Origin of the sequence: Dellaglioa kimchii (genome assembly GCF_046115505.1) — a bacterium.
Classification (GTDB): domain Bacteria; phylum Bacillota; class Bacilli; order Lactobacillales; family Lactobacillaceae; genus Dellaglioa; species Dellaglioa kimchii.
Map to the genome: position 1 here is coordinate 1,474,874 of NZ_CP170736.1, position 21,158 is coordinate 1,496,031.

At 34.7% G+C, this 21,158-nt stretch carries 19 protein-coding genes and 1 pseudogene; 14 read left to right on the plus strand and 6 right to left on the minus strand.

Translation table 11 applies throughout. The features are described 5' to 3' along the window. Nucleotides 1–72: 72 nt before the first annotated feature. From ACE83Q_RS07310 to recA, 7 genes and pseudogenes are all read left to right on the plus strand, one after another. A complete protein-coding gene (locus ACE83Q_RS07310) occupies nt 73–1,533 on the plus strand; it encodes a glycoside hydrolase family 1 protein (protein ID WP_409022057.1) in 1,461 nt (486 codons plus the stop codon). 11 nt (nt 1,534–1,544) lie between these two features. After that, nucleotides 1,545–2,216: pseudogene (locus tag ACE83Q_RS07315) on the plus strand (N-acetylmannosamine-6-phosphate 2-epimerase). 201 nt (nt 2,217–2,417) lie between these two features. Beyond that, nucleotides 2,418–2,999, plus strand: coding sequence for a sugar O-acetyltransferase (locus tag ACE83Q_RS07320; RefSeq protein WP_409022058.1), 582 nt, complete (start codon nt 2,418–2,420; stop codon nt 2,997–2,999). 222 nt (nt 3,000–3,221) lie between these two features. Beyond that, entirely contained in the window at nt 3,222–4,799 is a 1,578-nt protein-coding gene (locus tag ACE83Q_RS07325; protein ID WP_409022059.1) for a BCCT family transporter, read from the plus strand. Between the two features lie 239 nt (nt 4,800–5,038). Beyond that, the gene (locus ACE83Q_RS07330; protein WP_409022060.1) at nt 5,039–5,344 is read left to right on the plus strand and encodes a rhodanese-like domain-containing protein; all 306 of its coding nucleotides are present in this window, start codon (nt 5,039–5,041) and stop codon (nt 5,342–5,344) included. A 168-nt stretch (nt 5,345–5,512) separates the two neighbouring features. Then, entirely contained in the window at nt 5,513–5,938 is a 426-nt protein-coding gene (locus ACE83Q_RS07335) for a MarR family winged helix-turn-helix transcriptional regulator (protein WP_409022061.1), read from the plus strand. A 215-nt stretch (nt 5,939–6,153) separates the two neighbouring features. Then, nucleotides 6,154–7,314 carry a recombinase RecA gene (gene recA / locus ACE83Q_RS07340; protein ID WP_409022062.1) on the plus strand — a complete coding sequence of 387 codons (1,161 nt, stop codon included), beginning with the start codon at nt 6,154–6,156 and terminating at the stop codon, nt 7,312–7,314. A 111-nt stretch (nt 7,315–7,425) separates the two neighbouring features. Here recA and ACE83Q_RS07345 read toward each other — a convergent pair whose 3' ends face one another. The 3 genes from ACE83Q_RS07345 to ACE83Q_RS07355 all read right to left on the minus strand — a co-directional run bounded on the left by ACE83Q_RS07345 (nt 7,426) and on the right by ACE83Q_RS07355 (nt 10,172). After that, the gene (locus ACE83Q_RS07345; protein WP_409022063.1) at nt 7,426–7,836 is read right to left on the minus strand and encodes a hypothetical protein; all 411 of its coding nucleotides are present in this window, start codon (nt 7,834–7,836) and stop codon (nt 7,426–7,428) included. Next, nucleotides 7,829–9,139, minus strand: coding sequence for a Y-family DNA polymerase (locus ACE83Q_RS07350; protein WP_409022064.1), 1,311 nt, complete (start codon nt 9,137–9,139; stop codon nt 7,829–7,831). The genes ACE83Q_RS07345 and ACE83Q_RS07350 overlap by 8 nt, the downstream gene beginning before the upstream one ends. A 151-nt stretch (nt 9,140–9,290) precedes the next feature. Next, nucleotides 9,291–10,172, minus strand: a complete 882-nt coding sequence (locus ACE83Q_RS07355) for a LysR family transcriptional regulator (protein ID WP_409022065.1) — start codon at nt 10,170–10,172, stop codon at nt 9,291–9,293. 133 nt (nt 10,173–10,305) lie between these two features. On the opposite strand from ACE83Q_RS07355, the gene ACE83Q_RS07360 reads away from it, so the two are divergent. From ACE83Q_RS07360 to ACE83Q_RS07370, 3 genes are all read left to right on the plus strand, one after another. After that, nucleotides 10,306–11,949 carry a malolactic enzyme gene (locus tag ACE83Q_RS07360; RefSeq protein ID WP_409022836.1) on the plus strand — a complete coding sequence of 548 codons (1,644 nt, stop codon included), beginning with the start codon at nt 10,306–10,308 and terminating at the stop codon, nt 11,947–11,949. A gap of 29 nt (nt 11,950–11,978) precedes the next feature. Further along, entirely contained in the window at nt 11,979–12,947 is a 969-nt protein-coding gene (locus ACE83Q_RS07365) for an AEC family transporter (protein WP_409022066.1), read from the plus strand. A gap of 146 nt (nt 12,948–13,093) precedes the next feature. Then, nucleotides 13,094–13,684, plus strand: a complete 591-nt coding sequence (locus ACE83Q_RS07370; RefSeq protein WP_409022067.1) for an ECF transporter S component — start codon at nt 13,094–13,096, stop codon at nt 13,682–13,684. A 79-nt stretch (nt 13,685–13,763) separates the two neighbouring features. On the opposite strand, the gene ACE83Q_RS07375 is transcribed toward ACE83Q_RS07370, so the two are convergent. The 3 genes from ACE83Q_RS07375 to ACE83Q_RS07385 all read right to left on the minus strand — a co-directional run bounded on the left by ACE83Q_RS07375 (nt 13,764) and on the right by ACE83Q_RS07385 (nt 15,924). Beyond that, a complete protein-coding gene (locus ACE83Q_RS07375; protein ID WP_409022068.1) occupies nt 13,764–14,141 on the minus strand; it encodes a hypothetical protein in 378 nt (125 codons plus the stop codon). 20 nt (nt 14,142–14,161) lie between these two features. Further along, the gene (locus tag ACE83Q_RS07380; protein ID WP_409022069.1) at nt 14,162–14,857 is read right to left on the minus strand and encodes a DNA/RNA non-specific endonuclease; all 696 of its coding nucleotides are present in this window, start codon (nt 14,855–14,857) and stop codon (nt 14,162–14,164) included. Nucleotides 14,858–14,946: 89 nt separating this feature from the next. Continuing rightward, a complete protein-coding gene (locus ACE83Q_RS07385) occupies nt 14,947–15,924 on the minus strand; it encodes a Gfo/Idh/MocA family protein (RefSeq protein ID WP_409022070.1) in 978 nt (325 codons plus the stop codon). A gap of 135 nt (nt 15,925–16,059) precedes the next feature. Here ACE83Q_RS07385 and ACE83Q_RS07390 point away from each other — a divergent pair, with 135 nt between their 5' ends. The 4 genes from ACE83Q_RS07390 (at nt 16,060) to pcrA (ending at nt 21,137) form a co-directional block, all read left to right on the plus strand. Beyond that, a complete protein-coding gene (locus ACE83Q_RS07390; protein ID WP_409022072.1) occupies nt 16,060–16,737 on the plus strand; it encodes a glycoside hydrolase family 73 protein in 678 nt (225 codons plus the stop codon). 177 nt (nt 16,738–16,914) lie between these two features. Beyond that, a complete protein-coding gene (locus ACE83Q_RS07395; RefSeq protein ID WP_409022073.1) occupies nt 16,915–17,487 on the plus strand; it encodes a xanthine phosphoribosyltransferase in 573 nt (190 codons plus the stop codon). A gap of 139 nt (nt 17,488–17,626) precedes the next feature. Beyond that, nucleotides 17,627–18,766 (plus strand): 5-(carboxyamino)imidazole ribonucleotide synthase, encoded by a 1,140-nt coding sequence (locus tag ACE83Q_RS07400; RefSeq protein WP_409022074.1) that lies wholly within the window; start codon nt 17,627–17,629, stop codon nt 18,764–18,766. A 145-nt stretch (nt 18,767–18,911) separates the two neighbouring features. Further along, nucleotides 18,912–21,137 carry a DNA helicase PcrA gene (pcrA, locus tag ACE83Q_RS07405; RefSeq protein WP_409022075.1) on the plus strand — a complete coding sequence of 742 codons (2,226 nt, stop codon included), beginning with the start codon at nt 18,912–18,914 and terminating at the stop codon, nt 21,135–21,137. The last annotated feature ends 21 nt before the right edge of the window (nt 21,138–21,158 follow it).

The window sequence follows — 21,158 nt, forward strand, 5'->3', positions numbered from 1 at the left end:
AGGTAAAACCTCTATTTGAAATAGTTCACAGATACATAAGTTAAACAAAAAACTTTGAAGGAGTGTATTAATATGTATAAAATAGATTATCCAAAAGGGTTTAAAAAAGGTTTCTTATGGGGTGGCGCAACAGCTGCAAACCAAGTTGAAGGTGGCTGGGATGTAGATGGAAAAGGGATGACTACTGCTGAAGTTATCCGTAAATCTGAAAATAGAACAGAAATGAATCTTGGTTCTGTCACAATGAAAGCTATTGAAGAAGCTATGGGTGATAAAACCACTGACCATTATCCAAAACGTCGTGGGATTGACTTCTATCATAATTATAAAGAAGATATTAAATTATTTGCAGAAATGGGTTTTAAAACGTACCGAATGTCTATGGCATGGGCACGAATTTTTCCAAATGGCAATGAAACAGAACCCAATGAAGCTGGGTTAGCATTTTATGACCGCGTTTTTGATGAGTTAGCTAAGTATGGTATTGAACCTGTTGTTACATTATCGCATTATGAAATGCCGCTTGATTTGACGGTTAAACAAAATGGGTGGGCAAGCCGCGATACAATTGCTAGTTTTACACATTACACGGATGTTGTACTTAACCGTTTTAAAGATAAGGTTAAATATTGGTTAACGTTTAACGAAATTAATGTTAGCTCATTTGGTTTCATGGAAACGGGTGCTGTTGATAGTGAATTAACACAGAGAGAACAATTACAAATTCGTTATCAAGCTGTTCATCACCAATTTATCGCAAGTGCTTTAGTAGTTGAACAAGCACGGAAAATTAATCCTGATTTTGTGGTAGGTTGTATGCTTGCTAGAATGCAAACTTATCCATCAACGCCTAATCCAGCAGATGTTCGTGCTGCGCAAGAAAATGATAATTTAAACTTGTTCTTCACGGATGTTCAAGTCCGCGGTGAATATCCTGAATATATGAACCGCTATTTCAAAGAAAACGATGTTCATATTGTGATGGAGCCAGGGGATGAAGCTATTCTTAAAATGGGTAAAGTTGCGTTTCTTAGTTTTAGTTATTATATGTCAACGGTCACTTCGGCTGGTAAAACGGGTGATACATCGTTAGGCAATATGATTAATGGTGAAAAAAATCCTTACTTAGAAACAAGTGACTGGGGTTGGCAAATTGATCCCATTGGATTAAGAATTACACTGAATGCAATGTGGGATCGTTATCGTGTACCGCTATTTATTGTTGAAAATGGAATTGGTGCCCTTGATAAGTTAGGCGATGATGGCAAAGTTCATGATGACTATCGAATTAAGTATCTTGAAGAACATATCATTCAAATGAAAGAAGCTGTTATGGATGGTGTTGATTTGATGGGGTACACAATGTGGGGCTGCATCGATTTAATTAGCGCATCAACTTCAGAAATGAGTAAACGCTATGGGTTCATTTATGTTGATCAAGATGACGATGGAAATGGCTCATTGAAACGTTACAAGAAAGATAGTTTTGATTGGTATAAACAAGTTATTAAAACAAATGCTAGTGACATTTAAAGGGAGATAATATGATGAATTTAAATGAAATAAAGAATGGGTTAGTTGTTTCTTGTCAGGCACTAGAAGGTGAACCATTATTTAGTTCATTTATCATGGGGAGAATGGCCCTTGCAGCTGAAATGGGTGGCGCTGTCGGGATACGAGCAAATTCAGTTTCTGATATTGTAGAAATTAAAAAGCAAGTAAAATTACCATTGATTGGCATAATCAAACGAGATTATGCAGATTCAGAAGTCTATATTACAGCAACGATGAAAGAAGTAGACGAATTGCTGTAAACGGACGCTGAGATTATTGCCTTAGATGCAACTGTTAGACAACGACCTCATAATGAAAAAGTGACTGATTTAGTCAATAAAATTCATGAAGGAAATAGATTAGCCATGGCTGATATTTCTAATTATGAAGAAGGGGTTACGGCTGAAAAAAATGGATTTGATATGGTTTCTACAACGATGTCAGGATATACAGAATATACGGACGAAAGGGATAGCCCAGATTTTGATTTACTAGAAAAGTTAATTAAAAATCTTAAAATCCCTGTCATCATGGAGGGCCATACAACGACTCCAGAAGAAGTTAAGAGAGCATTTGATATTGGCGCATTTTCGGCAGTTGTCGGTGGCGTTATTACAAGACCTAAACAAATAACACAACTATTTGTTGATAAAATAAGTTAAATAAATCTTCTAATGATTGATGAACAGCTAATACGCTGTGAATTATTGTTAGAAGATTTTTCTGTAATAATAGGTTTAAAATTTACTCTAATTAAAATTAGAATAATTTAAATATTGTTGTTAAAACAGCTTTATTTTACTGTGTTTATAGAAAATAAAAATCTATTTAACAAATCATGACATAAGTGGTATTCTTATAACATGATAAAAACTGAGAGAGAAAAGATGTCAGATGGTGAACCGTATGAGCAGTTGGATCCGGAATTAGTTGAACGACGAGAACTGATTCGGAGAAAACTGCGGACAATTAACCAGCTTGACGATAATAAGCAACAAAATACAAATATTAAAGCATTATTGGCTGATTCCGGTGAAGACTTTTGGGCCGAAACAGGAATCGAATTTGATTATGGATTTAATATTCATATCGGAAATCACTTTTATGCGAACTACCATTTAACGATGTTGGACACTTGTCCAATCACAATTGGTGATCATTGTTACATTGGACCAGACGTTGGATTTTACACGCCAGTACACCCCTTATCTGCAAAATTACGTGATGCGGATGTTGAAATGGGTAAACCAATTACGGTTGGTGATAGTGTCTGGATGGGTGGACACGTCACGATTTTACCAGGAGTTACAATTGGTAATCGAGTCGTTGTCGGCGCTGGCTCAGTGGTCACAAAATCGTTTGGTGATGATCTCGTAATTGCGGGTAACCCGGCACGAATTATTCGTTATCTAGATGATAATGGTGACGTGAGTCCAGGTAAGTGATTCGATAGAATATTATAATTTACGTTATGAGTATTTGTATAAGATAGCAAAGCTAACAAGCACGCTGTGCAGATATCCCTAGTGGAGAAACTGTATCAGTGTGCTTTTTTTTGTGCAATTAAAAGCAGAATTATTGGAGTGAGTGCGGCGATGAATTAAAGATCGTGCTCTAAAATTTAGGAGGAAATTTTTATTTTAGAAAAACAGAATATCGACAAAAAAATGTTTTTACCAACTGTGGCATTATTTATTTTAGTATCAGTTGGATTATTACTCGGTGGGTCTGGTTTGAAGGCAGAATTAGGTTCAATAATGGATGCTATTACGGCCCACTTGAGTTGGGCTTATCTTGGTATCTATATTCTCAATTTTGTTTTCTTTTTATATATTGCATTAAGCCATTATGGCAAAATTACATTGGGTAATAAAGGTGAAAAGCCAGCATACAGTGATTTTAAATGGGGTAGTATGGTATTTGCGACGGCCATTGATGCCAGTATTTTAATGCTTAGCATGGTTGATCCGCTTCGTTATGTACAACAACCTTTGTTTGGTGCTAAAGCGATGTCGCCTGCTAATTATCAAAATGCTCACATGTTAGGTCAATTCGATTGGGGTCCAATGGCGTGGATGATGTTCGCATCTTCAGCTGTAATTATTTCATACGTTATGTACGTTAAAAAAGCGAAAGTTATGTGTGTTAGTGATGTGATTCCTATGTTAAAAGGGGATCAACCTTATAAAAAAATCTTACGAAAAATTATTGATTTTCTTGTCGTTTTCGGTATTATGGGCGGTGTTGGTTCATCAGTTGGGATGGAAATACCTGTATTATCTAAAATTATTGCAACATTAACGGGAGTCCAAGACACAATTCTTTTAAAATTAGCATTATTTGTTGTCCTGTTCAGCATTTTCACGTTAACTATGTTTAAAGGAATTAAGGGTGGGATTGATCGATTGAGTTCAGCTCATATTTGGACAGCCATTGGCTTTTTGTTAATTGTTCTGTTAGTTGGACCAACGGTTTATATTTTGAAGTCAGAAGGTAACAGTCTTGTACTGATGGTTACTCAATTTGTAGCGATGAGTACAGGGACAGCTTCAGGATTAGGTCATGCGATTGATCCAGTTAAATCGGAAACAATTTTCTACTGGGGTTGGTGGTTAACTTTCATGCCATTCATGGGCCTATTTATTGCTAGAATTTCGCGTGGACGAACGATTCGTCAGGTGATATTAGGAATGCTTGCGTATGGTGCTTTAGGATGTATGAGTTTCTACGCAATCTTAGGTGGTTATTCACTCTACTTACAACAAAGTGGAGCTGCTGATTTAATTCATACACTAAATGTATATGGTCAAGCTGCAGCAATTGCACAAGTTATTTCAACGTTGCCATTTAAATACGTTATGCTAGTTATCTATGCGATTTCATGTTTTATCTTTTTAGCAACGACAATTTCATCATCTGCATTTATCGTGTCGTCGTTTACTAGTACAAAACTCAAACCGTCAGAACAACCAAGTTTATTTAGCCGATTAGTTTGGATGGGAATCTTCATGTTATTCTCATTTGGTATCGTCTTTGTTGGTGGCTTTAAAACAATCCAAGCTATCTGTTTATTAGCTGGGTTCCCATTAATTTTTGTGTCATTGTTATTGATTATTTCAACGTGGCAGTACTTAGCCGAAGATCGTTCAACGGAAAGTGCTCATGATTCATTGATGAAAATTTTTGGAAAATTAAAGAAGAACTTAGTTTCTTATCAACATTTGATACATGATAGTAATAACTAAATATAAAGAGGCCACTCCGTTATTATGGAGTGGTTTTTTAGTACCCATTTTTAGTATTATGTCATAACCTACGCTGTTCCCAATTAAAAATAACCGTAAGCCTTAAACTGGAGCCTTCTAAATCTATCAATATTAAAATCTAAATATTTGAAAAATCCGAAATAAAAACATATGATAATATAGATAATAAATTGATACAGACTAATAAAAACCATAACTAAATAAAAGAGGGTAACTAAATGAACTTTGAAGATGATATTCCAACAATTACGACTACGGAACTTGACCTATTATTAGCACAAAAGCCACAGATTATTGATGTTCGAGAAGACGATGAGTTCGCTGAAGGTCATATTCCTGGGGCAATAAATATCCCGTTAGATGAAGTTGACGATTATGAATTAACAGGTAAAGCATATATTATTTGTCGATCAGGACGTCGTAGTGCACAAGCTGCGGATATCCTATTTGAAAAAGGTTATGATGTTGTTGATGTATATGGCGGAATGCTTAGCTGGCAAGGTTCAACAGTTACAGGTAGTTAAACGTTTTCAGCGATAGCATATTTTTATTAAAATTTGGGGCGTATTACTTGTGTATACGCCTCTTTTTACATTATAATAAGTCAAATAAACATTTATGTATTAGAAATCAATAATTTTTTGCTTTATTTTGGGTGGGAACTAAGGCGATCTATAACTAGGAGGGTCAAAATGATTGAGTTAAGTGGGACTTTCAACAAACTAAATCAGTTGTTGAGCTTGTATGGGAAACAAGATGGACTAATGAACATTAAACAATTGGGGACAATTGATACTTATTATCTAAATGCGATCGAACAGTTGAACAGTCCAACAATTGGACGTGTTTCAAAATTGTTGAATCAATCAACGCCAAATACGAATTACCATTTGAAAAAATTAATCACATTAGGATTAGTGGAAAAAAAGGCTGATATAACAGATAAACGAGTTGTTCACTTATCTGTTACGGATAAGTATAAAGGTCTGACAACTTTTAATAGTGATTTTTGGAATCAATTGGAAAGTAAATTGGAAACGCAAGTTACAGGGCAAGATCTTGCAACGTTCAGACGCGTTTTAAAAGAGACAATTAGTCAGATTGAATCGATGGAATAAGTTAAATAATTAGAATTTATTTAAGAAAATGGCGTATTTAATTAATAAGCATGCAGTATAATTGAATACATCGATACCTAGTAAGAACGATAATTGCATCGTTCTTTTTATTTTTGGCAAAGATGATTTAACGCTTGCGATATAAAATTTAATGAGGTATGATAAGTAGATGGAAACGAACAGATGTTCTACTATTGAGAGGATGGTTACTAACTATGGCTAACAGAAGTATTGCAACCGGAGACGGCAAAAGAAAAGACGGTAAAGAACGCGAAGCAGCACTAGAAAAAGCGTTATCAGCAATTACAAAAGAATTCGGACAAGGTGCCATTATGAAGATGGGGGACAAAGCCGACACGAAGATTGATGTTACTTCAACTGGTATTTTATCGTTGGATTACGCATTAGGAGTTGGTGGTTTTCCTAAAGGCCGTATTGTTGAAATATACGGACCAGAAAGTTCTGGTAAAACAACAATTGCACTTCATGCAACAGCAGAAGTCCAAAAAAATGGTGGTACAGTTGCTTATATCGATGCTGAAAATGCCATGGATCCCGCATATGCAACAGCATTAGGTGTTGATATTGATGGATTACTATTATCACAACCAGATACTGGTGAACAAGGATTAGAAATTGCAGATGCTTTGGTATCCAGTGGTGCCGTTGATCTTGTCGTTATTGATTCAGTTGCAGCTTTAGTTCCTCGTGCAGAAATTGAAGGCGAAATGGGTGACGCTCATGTTGGGTTACAAGCTCGTATGATGTCACAAGCTCTCCGTAAATTGGCTGGTTCAATCAACAAAACAAGAACAACTGTTATTTTTATTAATCAATTACGTGAAAAAGTTGGTGTCATGTTTGGTAGTCCTGAAACAACACCAGGTGGCCGTGCTTTAAAATTCTACGCAACAATTCGTTTAGACGTTCGTCGTCGTGGACAAATTAAAGATGGTACGGATGTTATTGGTAATGAAACAACCATTAAAGTTGTTAAAAATAAAGTAGCGCCACCATTTAAAATTGCTGAATTAAACATGATGTACGGATCAGGTATCTCAGCTACTGCTGATATCTTAGATCTTGCTGTTGAAAATGGTATCGCTGAAAAAGCTGGGTCATGGTTCTCATACCATGGCGAACGTTTAGGTCAAGGTAAACCAAATGTTGTTAATATTTTGGAACAAAAACCTGATATGTTACATGATATGGACCAAGAAGTTCGTGCAAAAATATTTGCACCTGATGAAGAACCAGTCAAAGAAGTTAAAGAAGAAACAGCAGCACCAAAGAAAACAACTAAAAAAGTTAAAAAAGCTGACGATGCTCCAGTGTTAGATTCAAAAATCGAAACATTAGATTTACCAGAAGCTTAATAAAAAAATAGTGAAGTAAACCTCCAGTATTGGATTAGTCCAATACTGGAGGTTTTTTATAATTGATCAAACAAAAAAGGTAGAAGAAGTGTATAAGTAGATAACTTCCACTTACACACTTCTTCTACCTTCTCCTTTGGGCATATGGATCAATGATATTGCATGAATATCATTAATTTTAACGGTGATATTATTGATAATTATATTATCTTCATACCAGCCATTAATGAGTCCTTGTACAGGTTCTAAAAGTGTATCATCCAAATTTTTGTTAGTGAGATCGACAGTGACAGGGGTAGATTTAATGATTGCCAAATTAATTACTTCTGCAATTTTAGTATCATTCATCTTAATGTCATGTGTTAATTTCTGTTTTCGTGTCTCTTCGTTTAATTTTTTTGTTCGAGCCGATGTATGATCGCTTAAATAGAATCCTTGCCATTTCATCATACCGCGATCGTGATAATCATATTTTAAAAATTGATTTATCAAATTTGCATCAACATCAGTTATTTTATTCATAAGTGTTACCTCCAGCATGGCCACCGACTAGACCAGCGCGATAAATAGCTGTTGCACCTTCAGACTTACTGGAGAGTTTTACGATCGATTTAAAACCATATTTTTTTCGTATAATATCAATGGTGTTATCTAAGTTGTGATTTTTTTGTTCCGTATTATTGGTGTCAAACATGTCTAATTGTTGACTATTATCGTCAACTAATTTGCCACACGAAATACTAATATGTCTTAGAGCTTCATGATGCCATTTTTTTTGAAATAGGTCGATGGCATATTTTGTGATTTGGGCATTACTATTTGTTGAATCAATTTTTAATGAACTACCAAAGCCTGAATATTTTTTTCCAGAATCTGTAGATTCGGCTAAAGAAAATCCAATGCCTAAATTAATGACAGTAGCCACTTTGTGATGAGAACGTAATCGTGCTGCTACTTGTTCTGCAATTTCACGAATAACGACTTCAATTTCAGATTGGATAACATAGTCTTTTGGTAAGACTTGGCTATTACCATAGGATTTTTCCTTGGGGGTATATTTATCATGAATGATTGAACGATCAATTCCCCAAGAAAATGCAAATAATTGGCTACCGATTACGCCAAATTTGTTTTTTAATTCATAGGGGTTGAAGTGAGCTAAATCGTTCATTGAATTAATATGATTTTTTTTTAATTTTTCGGCCGTTCTAGAGCCGATTGACCAAATATCATCAAGTTGCGTTATTGGCCATAACTTATCCGGGACATCTTCATAGTGCCATTCAGCAATTAAACTATGGTTATGTTTTGCCTCAATATCCAGGGCGAATTTAGCAAGAAGTGGATTATCACCAATACCAACAGTTGTATAAATACCTGTTTTCCCTTTGACCGCAAGTTGAATTTTACGAGCCACTTCATAGGGACTATTTCCGAAAAGTTTCCAACTAGTGGTCATATCAATAATTGACTCATCAATAGAGTATGGGTGGATATCGTCATTAGACGCAAATTGTTGAAATAGTTTATTGATTTTTAAGTTCTCTTCTATGTAAAGATTCATTCTTGGTTGGGCAATAACTAAACGTTTATCATGAATTGGCACGTCAGTAGCTCTTGATACGTTTGTGATACCAAATATTTTCTTAGCCATAGGGCTAGCAGCTAGTACTAACCCACTACCCGTATTATTTTCTGTAGACATAACAACGAGAATAGAGCGTAATGGATTAAGACCGCGCGCAACTGATTCAACAGAAGCATAGAAAGATTTAGAATCAATCATAAAGATGACTTTTCTGGGTTCATTACTATAATTGTACATTCGAGGAAACCTCCTTAACATATATCTAATTATACGAACATACGTTCCTTTAGTCAATGATGTTTATTTAATAGACATATTCAAGAAGGGCTATAAATAATAAAAAGAATAACTTATACCCTAAATATAAAGGTATAAGTTATTCTTTTTTCTAGATAGTAGGATCAATTAAAACGTCAATTAATTTTGCTTGTGTAGGCGTTAAAATATGACTTGTACGATAAACGAGTGACATTAAAAATTTAGGTTGGTCTAATTCTGATAAGGGGAGTGAGACCAGATCATCTGCAGCATCCAATGCTAGTTCTGTTAAAAAACCAATACCAACATTTTCAGTAACCATTTTTTTAATAATCTGACTATCACTTGTTGTATAGATGATCTTTGGTTTGAAATGATTTTTTGTTGTTAACTCTTTAAAAACGATTGGATGAACAAAACCTTCATTTTGCATAATAAATTTTTCATTTCGAAGTTCGGAAAATTTAACGGATTCTCTTGAGGCAAGGGGATGGTGTTTACTAACGATAATCTTGAAGTGTTTAGACGCAAAATTTCTGGCAATTAAGCGATTATCTTCTATTGGTTTAACGGAACCTAATAAAGCCATATCTAATGATCCGTTTATTAACTGAAGAAGTAAGGCTTGGGAGCCGTTCTCAACTGTGTCTAGATGATTAATCAGACCTGAATTAAATAAATTGCTGACAATCTGCGGAAAATAGTATGTTCCTATAATAGGTGGTAATCCAAATCGAACGTGTTCATTTTTAAGTTGATTAATTTCTTGATTAGCAATTGTTAATTCTTTGAGAATAATATTAACATGTTCAGAAAATTGTTCACCACTTGGTGTAAAAGAAACCTGATGATGTGATTGATCACGAATGATCAGATTTATGTCTAGTTCAGTTTCTAAGCGTTTCATTGCAGTTGTGATTGTTGGTTGACTAACCGAAAAAAAGTGAGCAACTTTTGAAAAATTTCTCAAATTAATTATTTGTTGATAATATTCTAAATCTCGAATGTTCATTATAATCTCCTTTAAATCAACGTTTATAATCCTCATATAAATAATATTTATAGTATAACACATGTTTGACTATAATTTTTAAAGGGGTGTATTCTTGCTCTTGTAAGTTAAAGAGAAAACAAAATATAAAAAAATAATGGAGGAATTAATGATGACAAAAGCACAAGATATGTTAAATAACCCATTTGTAAATAAAGGTACAGCATTTACAATGGAAGAACGTCGTGAATTAGGACTTATTGGTATGTTACCAGCTAAAGTTCAAACAATTGAAGAACAAGCAACACAAAATTACGCACAATATTTAAGTAAAGAAACTGGTCTTGAAAAACGCCATTTCTTAATGGAATTATTCAATGCAAACCGTACACTATTTTTCTACTTAATGGGACAACATGTGGCTGAATTTATGCCAGTTGTTTATGATCCAGTTGTTGCTGATTCAATCGAAGAATACAATGAAATTTATGTAAATCCACAAAACGCTGCATTCTTATCAATTGATCATCCAGAAGATATCGAAGCAACATTAAAAAATGCTGCTGCAGGACGTGACATTCGTTTAGTCGTTGTGACAGATGCTGAAGGTATTTTAGGTATGGGCGATTGGGGTGTCAACGGTGTTGATATCGCAATTGGTAAATTAATGGTTTATACAGCTGCTGCTGGAATTGATCCTTCACAAGTTTTACCAGTTTCTATTGATGCTGGTACAAATAATGAAACATTATTGAATGATCCATTATACCTTGGTAACAAACATGCTCGCGTAACTGGTGACAAATACTATGACTTTATTGATGGTTTTGTCCAAAGTACAAAGAACTTATTCCCAGAATTATTGTTACATTGGGAAGATTTTGGTCGTTCAAATGCTGCCAACATTCTTGAAAAATATCAAAACGAAATCACAACATTTAATGATGATATCCAAGGTACAGGAATTGTTGTTTTAGCTGGTATCTTAGGCGCTCTAAGTATCACTAAAGGTTCAATTGTTGACCAAACAGTTATTACTTATGGTGCTGGTACTGCTGGTGTCGGAATTGCTAACCAAATTATGGACGAAATGAAACGCGCTGGTGTTTCAGAAGAAGATGCTCGCAAACGTTTCTTCTTAGTTGATAAACAAGGATTGTTATTTGATGATACAGAAGACTTAACACCTGGCCAAAAAGAATTTACGCATAAACGTTCAGAATTTGCTAATGCTGATGAATTAACTTCTTTAGAAGCTGTTGTTAAAGCTGTTCAACCAACTGTTATGATTGGTACATCTACACAACCTGGTACATTTACAAAAGAAATTGTTCAAGACATGGCTTCACATGTTGAACGTCCAATCATCTTCCCATTATCAAACCCTACAAAATTAGCAGAAGCTAAGGCTGAAGATTTGATTGCATGGACTGATGGTAAAGCTTTAGTTGCTACTGGTATCCCAGCTGATAATGTTGATTACAAGGGTGTTACTTACCAAATTGGTCAAGCAAATAACGCACTTATGTACCCAGGTCTTGGATTTGGGATTATCGCTTCAACATCTTCAAGAGTTAATGGCGAAATCTTATCACAAGCTAGCCATGCTTTAGGTGGAATCGTTGATACTACAGCCGTTGGTGCTGCCGTATTACCACCAGTAACACATTTAGCAGAATTCTCACAAACAATTGCTGAAGTAGTTGCCCAAAGTGTTGTTGACCAAAAATTAAACAAAGAAGCAATTACAGATGTTAAAAAGGCTGTCGCAGATATGAAATGGACACCTAAATACTAAAAAAAGCGTAGAGAGAAGGACAATTAATTATGGTATTTTTCCAATCAATTCAAAGTGTTTTAGTTGTTGTTTTGATGATGGTACTTGGATACATTTTACAAGTTAAAGGTTGGTTCGCTGATTCATTTGGTGGCAATATCTCATCATTAATTACAAAAATTGCTTTACCAGCTTCAATTTTCGTTTCTGTTTTAAAATATTTAAAACGTGATCAATTAGCTGCATTGTCAGGTAGTTTACTCTACCCAGCAATTGCTGTTATTATCGGTTACTTAATTGCATGGGCACTTGTTCATATCTTGAACATCAAACCCGGTCGTCGTGGTATCTTCATGAATGCTGTTGTTAATGCAAATACAATCTTCATTGGTTTACCTTTAAATATTGCATTGTTTGGCGATAAGAGTATCTCATATTTCCTTGTTTACTATATTATTAATACAGTTTCAACATGGGCATTTGGTGTTTTCTTAATTTCAAATGATGATCCAACAAAAGATAAATCAGATAAAACGAAAAAGAAAATTAACTGGGCTAAAGTAATTCCAATGCCACTTGTTGGGTTCATCGTTGCATTAATCTTCTTGGTTCTTGCAATTCCAGTTCCTGATTTTATTAGCCAAACATTAGGTTATGTTGGCGGATTAGTTACACCATTATCATTAATCTATATTGGTATTGTGTTAGCTAAAGCTGGTTTGAAGAGTATCAGATTTGATCGTGATACAGTCGTTGCATTACTTGGACGTTTCATTTTATCACCAATCATTTTAATCGCTGTTATTCTTTTAGGTACACATTTAACTGGCGCAGATTTAGCACCATTATTACAAAAAACTTTGATTGTTCAATCAGCTACACCAATGTTAGCCGTGTTACCAATCTTAGCTAATGAAGCACATGGAGACGTTAAATACGCAACAAACATTGTTACAACAAGTACAATCTTGTTCATCATTGTTGTTCCTGTTTTAACAACACTTATCTCATTCATGTAATATAAAATTTATTTAAAATAGAACATCACTGATTACCTCTATAATTAGTGATGTTCTATTTTTTTGCATATTAAATGGTAAGAATCGTTAAATCGGTTATAATAAAGGAACGGAAGTAACATGATTAAACTTGTAGGAGTAAATAGATGAAAACTAATAATAAAACATATCATATGAGTATTTTAGCGTTATTTATTTCAATCATTATTGTTCAAAATTTTGTGCCATTATTTGGTTATATTCCTGTTGGACCTTTAAGCATCACAACAATTCATATCACGGTGATTGTTGCTGCCTTAGTGTTTGGTTGGAAAGATGGCGCATTTATCGGTGGCGTTTGGGGATTAATCACATTTATTAGGGCGTTTGTTTCGCCAACTAGTCCACTTGCACCAATTGTTTTTACAAATCCACTTATAGCGATTGTGCCAAGAATTTTAATTGGAATTGTGACCGCGGTTATTTTTTACTTTTTATATAAATGGTGGAAAAATAAAACGTTAGCCATGATTATTGCCTCTGTTTTTGGTTCATTGGTTAATACGGTTTTAGTTTTAGGACTTATCTATCTCTTATATCATGGGCAAGCAGCTAATTTTTATAAAGTTGATATGGCACAATTATTGCCATACATTATGGGACTAGTTGTTACAAACGGAATCCCAGAGATGATCTTAGCGGGGATTGTTGCCCCATTAATAGCAAGACCTTTACAAAAAATAGTTCGAAAAAGTTAGAGAGTAAAATGCGCGATGCTAATAGGTAAAAATAAAAAAGTTGTTAACAACGAATGAAATTTCGCTGTTAACAACTTTTTTAGTTGAATTTAGAAATGATTTTAGAATCTAATGTTCTATTTTCTAGTGCAATTAATGCGTCAATTATAGGCATGTGATGAATTTCAGTATCATCTGCTAGTAGACTACTAGGAATAAAAAAGGTTGTTGAATAGTGATCACCTGCTAGATAATCACCATCAATTGTCTGACCTAAGATACAAACTTCGTCCCAGTTTAAAGAGATAGTGTCAGGTGTTTTCAAGAAATTCATTGTTTCTAAAAATTGTGTTTGAAGTGAGCTGCCCGGAAATTGTAAATAGCCATCGTTTGTCTGACGGATATTTGAATTAAGTAATAATTGTTGTAGCGTTTGTGGTGCTGAATCTATCAGTTGACTTTTTAATTCTGTGAACATGAATAACACACTCCTTTGAATTAACGTTTATTCAAAATAGTAACATTAAATTTAATATTGCCCCAAGAAGTTGTACTTTTACCTTGCATTTGAATTGCTTTAGGGAAAAGGGACTTACCAGAAAAAATTGGTGTCACCTGATAACGGACATGATCTCCTTTATCAACTGCTGCACGAACTGCGTTTTCATACTTGGTCATGTAGGGTGTATTAACAGGGTTTTGATATAATGTGGCTAAATTTTCTTTTTTATCACCACTACCACCAAGTTGTCGACCGATTAAATGTCCGCGGGAATGAAAATAAGGTGACAGCCCTGATACAAAACCAGTTGGTCGAATTGAAGCATCTGCTGATGACCCTCTAGATTCTAAAGCCTTAACTAAAAGAGCATTTGCCTGAGTAGCACGACCAAGAGTGTCAAGTGCGCCATATTTAATCCAACCGTTGGCATTATCTGCAAGATCACTTTTTGAAAAGGTTGGTGCACCATTATCCACAATTCCATTAACGGCTTTGCTGCTATTAATGGAACTAGTATTTGCTGTTCCTGTCCCATTTTTAACATTGACTGAAGTTGAATTGCCATTTGTTTGCAGCAAATCTTTTACAGTACTAGGTAGTTTACCGCTGAAAAGGGAGACAACTAAAATGACAGCAAGTCCAATTAGATAATTACGTGTTCGATTCTGAATATAACGTTTCTTTCGTTTCATAAAATTAACTCCAACTCTTTTTCTTTTAGTGTAGCATGGAATTAAAAAAAGTTATCAACAATTTATAGTGATAACTTTTCAGATGAAGCTTATTTTTCAAAAGGATATTTATAGCCCCATTGTTCACGAGCTTGCGTCATTATTGACATAACGTTTGTTGTTTTTTCTAAGAATGGGTTAGGATTTAAATTACCCAAAACCATATCTTGAACATCTTTAATTTCATAATTCATGGCTTGTTTTGTCTGACCGGCAGTGATATCTGTAGTCGTTCCATCAGATAATACAAGGGCAGCTTTATTAGCTCGGGGATAATCGTAAACAGTAAAGTAACCACCTTCATATGCAATGATACCCATTTTAGGCATTTTAGCTCTGAACGTTAAGGCAACAGTTGCGAGTTCATCATTGGCATTTCGTAAACTAATCGTTTCAGATTCATCAACACCGGATTCGAACAAATTCATTGCTGAACCTGTGATTTCAGGTGTAGCTGTCATGAATTGACGGACAAAGGCTAATGCATAGACACCGATATCTAGTAATGCGCCACCAGCTAAATCAGGATTAAAGAAACGATTTGTTGGGTCGGGTTCTTTAAAACTGCCGAATGAGGCTTGGACCATTTTTAATTTGCCTAATTTTTTTTCTTCAGCTACTTCAATAATTTTTTTATAAAGTGGCATATGATAAACAGTCATTGCTTCTTGTAAAATCAAGCCTTTTTCTTCAGCCAAATCAGTTGCCTGTTTAAGTTCAGCACTAGTCATGGTGATTGCTTTTTCACTTAAGACGTGCTTGCCAGCTTTAAGTGCAGCCAAGATTGTTTCGATATGGTAGTTGTGAGGTGTTGCAATGTAAACGATGTCAATTTCATCATCGGCTAATAAGTCTTCATAGTTACCATAAGCATGTGGAATATTAAATTCGTTAGCAAAAGTCTGTGCTTTTTCTAAGTTTCTTGAGCCAGCAGCATAGATTTCACCAAATGGTTGATCAAAGTAAGTTGCAAAGCTGTGAGCGATGTTACCAAGTCCAATAATTCCCCAATTTAAATTTTTTGTCATTATGTTCTCCTATCTCATTTAAGATAGGTCAAGCTTAACAGAAATTTAATAAAAAGAGAAAAAATACGATGGTAATGGATATAGAATTAGGGTAAAATAAGTGAAACAATTAAATGTATAGGGACGGGTGTACTAATGAAAAAGAAAAATGGTCGGGGGATTTTTGTAAAGAACGGTAAAATTCAAGTTGCAAATATTGTTGTTTTAATTTTAATTCTTGGTATTATTACAGTCGTTGTTTCAATGAACGTTCATAAAAAGAATGTTGCTCGAGATGAATCTATTGCGACGTCATTATCAACCTCAAAAATTGAAGCAAGTGAATCAGCAAAAAAAGCAGCAGAAGAAGCTAAAAAGCAAGCGTTTATTAAGAAAGTAGCACCTGAAGCACAAAAAATGCAAAAAAAATATAAAGTCTTTTCTAGTATTACAATTGCACAAGCTATCTTAGAATCTGATTGGGGAACGAGTTCTTTAGCTAAAGACTACAATAACCTATTTGGAATCAAAGGAACGGGCGCACGTGCAAAAGATTTCAAAACTAAAGAACAAGAAAAAGATGGTACATGGAAGACCGTTACAGCTAAATTTATCGTCTTCAAAGACTGGGACGAAGCAATTATGTCTCATTCAAAATTATTAGCTAATGGAAATACATGGAATAAAACACAATTCGCTGACGTTCTTTCTGCAGCAACTTACGAAGATGCTGCAGCAGCTTTAGTGGTTGATGGGTACGCAACAGATAATGATTATAGTACAAAATTAACAGATATCATTAAACAATATCAGTTAGATAAATATGATAAATAAACGGGATTAATGTCAAGTATAATAACGATAAATGAGTAGATTCAAATTGAAATTACCCTTATATTATGTTATTCTTAAGTCATTCAAAACCGGAATGTAGCTTTTTTACTTATACCGAAGTGAAAAAGCTATTTTTATACCCAAAAAAATATAAATGGCAAGAGGAGCGTACCCCACGTGAAACTTTTAGAAGACAGAATTATGCAAGATGGTATTGTATTACCAGGAGATGTATTGAAGGTCGATCAATTTTTAAATCACCAAGTTGATCCCGATTTAATGTTAGCAATGGGTGTGGAATTTGCTGAATTATTCAAAAATGAAAAAATTACTAAAATTTTAACAGTTGAATCATCAGGTATTGCCCCAGCAGTATTCGTTGGGTTACAATTTCATGTTCCTGTTGTCTTCGCACGTAAAAATAAGAGTGTTACGATGCAAAATGATTTATATTCTGCTTCTGTCTACTCGTACACAAAGAAAGTTGAAAATACGATTGCTGTTGCCAACAAGTTTTTAGGTGAAAATGATCGTGTTTTAATCATTGATGACTTCTTGGCAAACGGTCAAGCAGCTGAAGGGCTCTTCCAAATTTGTGACGAAGCTAAGGCAGAAATTGCTGGAATTGGAATTGTAATTGAAAAATCATTCCAAAAAGGTGCCGAATTAATTCATGAACGTGGCGTACGTTTAGAATCACTTGCTAAAATTTCATCATTTGATGGTGATCAAGTTCATTTTGAAGATTAAATTAAGGAAAAGAGCATAATTGTGCTCTTTTTTATTTTCTTATAAAATTGTTAAATTATGGTTGTTAAAACTTGATTGCCCCGCGGGATAACAGTATGATTAAGGGTATAAAGCCAAAGTAGAAAGTAGTGAACATATAGTGGAAAAAAAAGTTATCTTTCCTGGAAGCACATTGGGAATAATCGGAGATAGTCCAACGGGTGCAATGTTGGCTATGGCTGCAAGAAATTTAGGATTTAGAATCGCAGCGTACAGTCAAAATGAAGTTAGTGAGACCCTTCAATTAGCAGATTATTCTGTTGTAGGTAAGATGAATGATAAGGATAAATTGAAAGAATTCGCTGAACGAACAGATATTGTGACGTATGAATCTGAGCACGTCAGTTCAGAAGTGATTGAATATATTTCAAAATATACTTATGTGCCACAAAAGTATAATGCATTAGAAATTATGCAAGACCGCTTGTTGGAAAGAGCTTTTTTTGAGCAGTTAAATATTAATATTCCACCTTTCGAAACGATTGTATCATTAGAGGATGTATATAATTCTGTACTTTCAATTGGGTATCCTAGCGTTTTAAAACCAATCCAAAAGGGATTTGGTAAAAGTTACCAGAGTGTTCTCAATACGCAAGCTGATATTTCAGATGCTGCGTACTTGGTTGAACGTGGCACCTATATTTTAGAATCATGGATTCCGTATGAACAAGAAATCTCGATGGTTCTTATCAAAAATGGTAAGGAAATTAATTTTTTCCCAGCTGTTGAAAACAAATATCGTGATCATCGATTACATGAATCAATTGTGCCAGCTAATTTAGATACAGAAATTTCTGCTGAAATGCATAAAATTGCCATTAAAGTTGCGGAAAATCTAGATTATACAGGTGCATTAGAAATTGGCTACTTTGTAACTAAATCAGGTGCAATTTATGTTAAACGAATCGTACCTGCTATGCATCAATCAGGATATGTTTTTGATAAAGCAACAAACGTCAGCATGTATGAACAGCATTTACGTGCCATTTGTGGATTACCACTATCAAAAGTGAAATTTCTTGCACCAACTGTTATGGTGTCGTTAAAAGAAGAAGAACGTGCTGATTTAAAGACGCAGTGGGTTCTTAAAAATAATTGGTATTACCATTTTTATCGTTACCCTGAAAATCATAAATTAGATCGTGCTGGGCATATTTTAGTACAATCAGATTCAGTCCGAGAAGCATTGAATCAAATTGAAGATACAGGTATCTGGGATAAAAAAGAAACAACAAATTAAATGAAATTGGAAGGATGAATCGTTTTGAATCGATTCGTCTTTTTTTATGAATAAATTGAGACATATATTATATAAAAATTAAAGAAGTTAAGGCGTTTTTTTGCTATAATAAATAATGACTGATTTATAGAGAGGATTGATTAATTTGACTACTGAAAGCTTATTGAACGGAATGAATAACAAACAAAAAGAAGCTGTCCTAAAAACAGAGGGACCACTCTTAATTATGGCTGGAGCTGGAAGTGGTAAAACGCGAGTATTAACGCATCGCGTTGCTTACTTAATTGAGGAAAAAGGTATCAATCCATGGAACGTATTAGCAATCACATTTACAAATAAAGCATCAAAAGAGATGCGCGAACGTGTTAATAAATTACTTAACAAAGGGGCAGAAGATGTTTGGGTTTCAACATTCCATGCACTTTGTGTTCGTATTTTGCGACGTGATATTGACCAAATTGGTTATAACCGCGCATTTACAATTGCTGACCCGGGTGAACAAAAGACCTTAGTAAAACGTATTTTAAAAGAACAAAATATTGATCCACAAAAATTTGACCCAAGAACCGTTTTAGGGGCTATTTCAAACGCCAAAAATGATTTATTAACGGAAAAAGAATACGCAGAACGTGCTGCAAGTATGTTCGAACAAATGGTAGCTAAAGTTTATACGTCATATCAAAAAGAATTACGCTCAAATCAAGCAGTTGATTTCGATGACTTAATCATGTTAACTATCCGTTTATTTAAAGAAAAGCCTGAAACATTGGCTTTTTATCAAAATAAATTTCAATATATCCATGTGGATGAATATCAGGATACTAATGAAGCACAATATACGTTAGTGAACATGTTAGCTGAACGTTTCAAAAATCTCTGTGTCGTTGGGGATGCTGACCAAAGTATTTACGGTTGGCGTGGGGCAAACATGGATAACATTATGAATTTTGAAAAAGATTATCCAGATGCTGATGTTGTTAAGTTGGAACAAAACTATCGTTCAACGAAAACAATTCTAAATGCTGCTAATGCAGTTATTGATAATAATACAAACCGCAGTGATAAGAGCCTTTGGACTGACAATAAAGATGGTGAGAAGATTTCTTACTACCGTGGCCAAAGTGAAAATGATGAATCGCATTATGTGGTTGAAAAAATCCAAGAACAAATTAAAGATAATCACTTGAATTACGGTGATTTCGCCATTTTATATCGAACGAATGCACAGTCTCGTGTGATTGAAGAGACATTCTTAAAATCAAGCATTCCTTACAAAATGGTTGGTGGACACAAATTCTACGAGCGATTGGAAATTCGAGATATCTTGGGCTACATTCGCTTAATTGCTAATGATCAAGATTCAATGAGTTTTGATCGTATTGTAAATGTCCCAAAACGCGGTATCGGTGCAAGTAGTGTGGATAAATTACGTGAATTTTCAGATTTGAACAATTGGACAATGCTTGAAGGTGCTGAAAACTCAGCACTTGCTAATATTTCTGGGAAAGCTGAAAAATCATTACAAGAATTTGCCACAATGATTCGTGGATTACAAAAAATGCGTGAGTTCTTGAATGTGACTGAATTAACAAAAGAAATTTTAAAACAATCAGGTTATGAAGCTAATTTAAAAAAGACGAAAACGATTGAAAATGAAACGCGACTTGAAAACGTTGAAGAATTCTTGTCTGTAACTCAGCAATTTGATGATCGTTGGGAAGCTGAAGAAGATGACAGTGACCGTTATGTTGATTTCTTAGCTGATTTAGCGCTAGTTTCTGCTCAAGATGATATTGAAGAAGAACCTGAAGAAGTCACATTGATGACATTACATGCTGCTAAAGGGCTTGAATTCCCAGTTATCTTTTTAATGGGATTAGAAGAAGGCATATTCCCTCTTTCTCGTGCCATGTTAGAAGATGATCAACTTGAGGAAGAACGTCGTTTAGCATATGTCGGAATCACTCGTGCTGAACGTAAATTATATTTAACAAATGCTTTTTCAAGAATGTTATATGGTCGTCGTCAAAGTAATCAAGCCTCACGTTTCATTGGTGAAATAGATGAATCATTGCTTGAATTAGATAACCAAACGGCAGCACCATCTCGTAATTCATCGTATTCCAATCAACGTGCGACGGCGACAACATACCGCCGTCCTGCTAAAACTGTTGAACGTGATAATGGTACAGGTGCTGATGCAGTTGTTTGGCGTATTGGTGAAAAAGTGGAACATAAAGCCTGGGGAACTGGGACAATTGTTAAAGTTTCAGGATCAGGTTCGGATGCTGAACTTGATATTGCTTTTAAAGAACAAGGAATCAAGCGTCTGTTGACAGCTTTTGCACCAATTACAAAAAAGGTCGACTAAATAAAAGGAGGGATCAAGTTT

Bases quoted from the DNA above. Each gene is read 5' to 3' on its own strand.
- ACE83Q_RS07385 (WP_409022070.1), bottom strand. From the start codon at position 15,924: ATGACAAAAAATTTAAATTGGGGAATTATTGGACTTGGTAACATCGCT.
- ACE83Q_RS07310 (WP_409022057.1), top strand. From the start codon at position 73: ATGTATAAAATAGATTATCCAAAAGGGTTTAAAAAAGGTTTCTTATGG.
- ACE83Q_RS07380 (WP_409022069.1), bottom strand. From the start codon at position 14,857: ATGAAACGAAAGAAACGTTATATTCAGAATCGAACACGTAATTATCTA.
- ACE83Q_RS07355 (WP_409022065.1), bottom strand. From the start codon at position 10,172: ATGAACATTCGAGATTTAGAATATTATCAACAAATAATTAATTTGAGA.
- ACE83Q_RS07330 (WP_409022060.1), top strand. From the start codon at position 5,039: ATGAACTTTGAAGATGATATTCCAACAATTACGACTACGGAACTTGAC.
- ACE83Q_RS07370 (WP_409022067.1), top strand. From the start codon at position 13,094: ATGAAAACTAATAATAAAACATATCATATGAGTATTTTAGCGTTATTT.
- recA (WP_409022062.1), top strand. From the start codon at position 6,154: ATGGCTAACAGAAGTATTGCAACCGGAGACGGCAAAAGAAAAGACGGT.
- ACE83Q_RS07325 (WP_409022059.1), top strand. From the start codon at position 3,222: ATGTTTTTACCAACTGTGGCATTATTTATTTTAGTATCAGTTGGATTA.
- ACE83Q_RS07335 (WP_409022061.1), top strand. From the start codon at position 5,513: ATGATTGAGTTAAGTGGGACTTTCAACAAACTAAATCAGTTGTTGAGC.
- ACE83Q_RS07350 (WP_409022064.1), bottom strand. From the start codon at position 9,139: ATGTACAATTATAGTAATGAACCCAGAAAAGTCATCTTTATGATTGAT.
- ACE83Q_RS07365 (WP_409022066.1), top strand. From the start codon at position 11,979: ATGGTATTTTTCCAATCAATTCAAAGTGTTTTAGTTGTTGTTTTGATG.
- ACE83Q_RS07345 (WP_409022063.1), bottom strand. From the start codon at position 7,836: ATGAATAAAATAACTGATGTTGATGCAAATTTGATAAATCAATTTTTA.
- ACE83Q_RS07390 (WP_409022072.1), top strand. From the start codon at position 16,060: ATGAAAAAGAAAAATGGTCGGGGGATTTTTGTAAAGAACGGTAAAATT.
- ACE83Q_RS07375 (WP_409022068.1), bottom strand. From the start codon at position 14,141: ATGTTCACAGAATTAAAAAGTCAACTGATAGATTCAGCACCACAAACG.
- ACE83Q_RS07320 (WP_409022058.1), top strand. From the start codon at position 2,418: ATGATAAAAACTGAGAGAGAAAAGATGTCAGATGGTGAACCGTATGAG.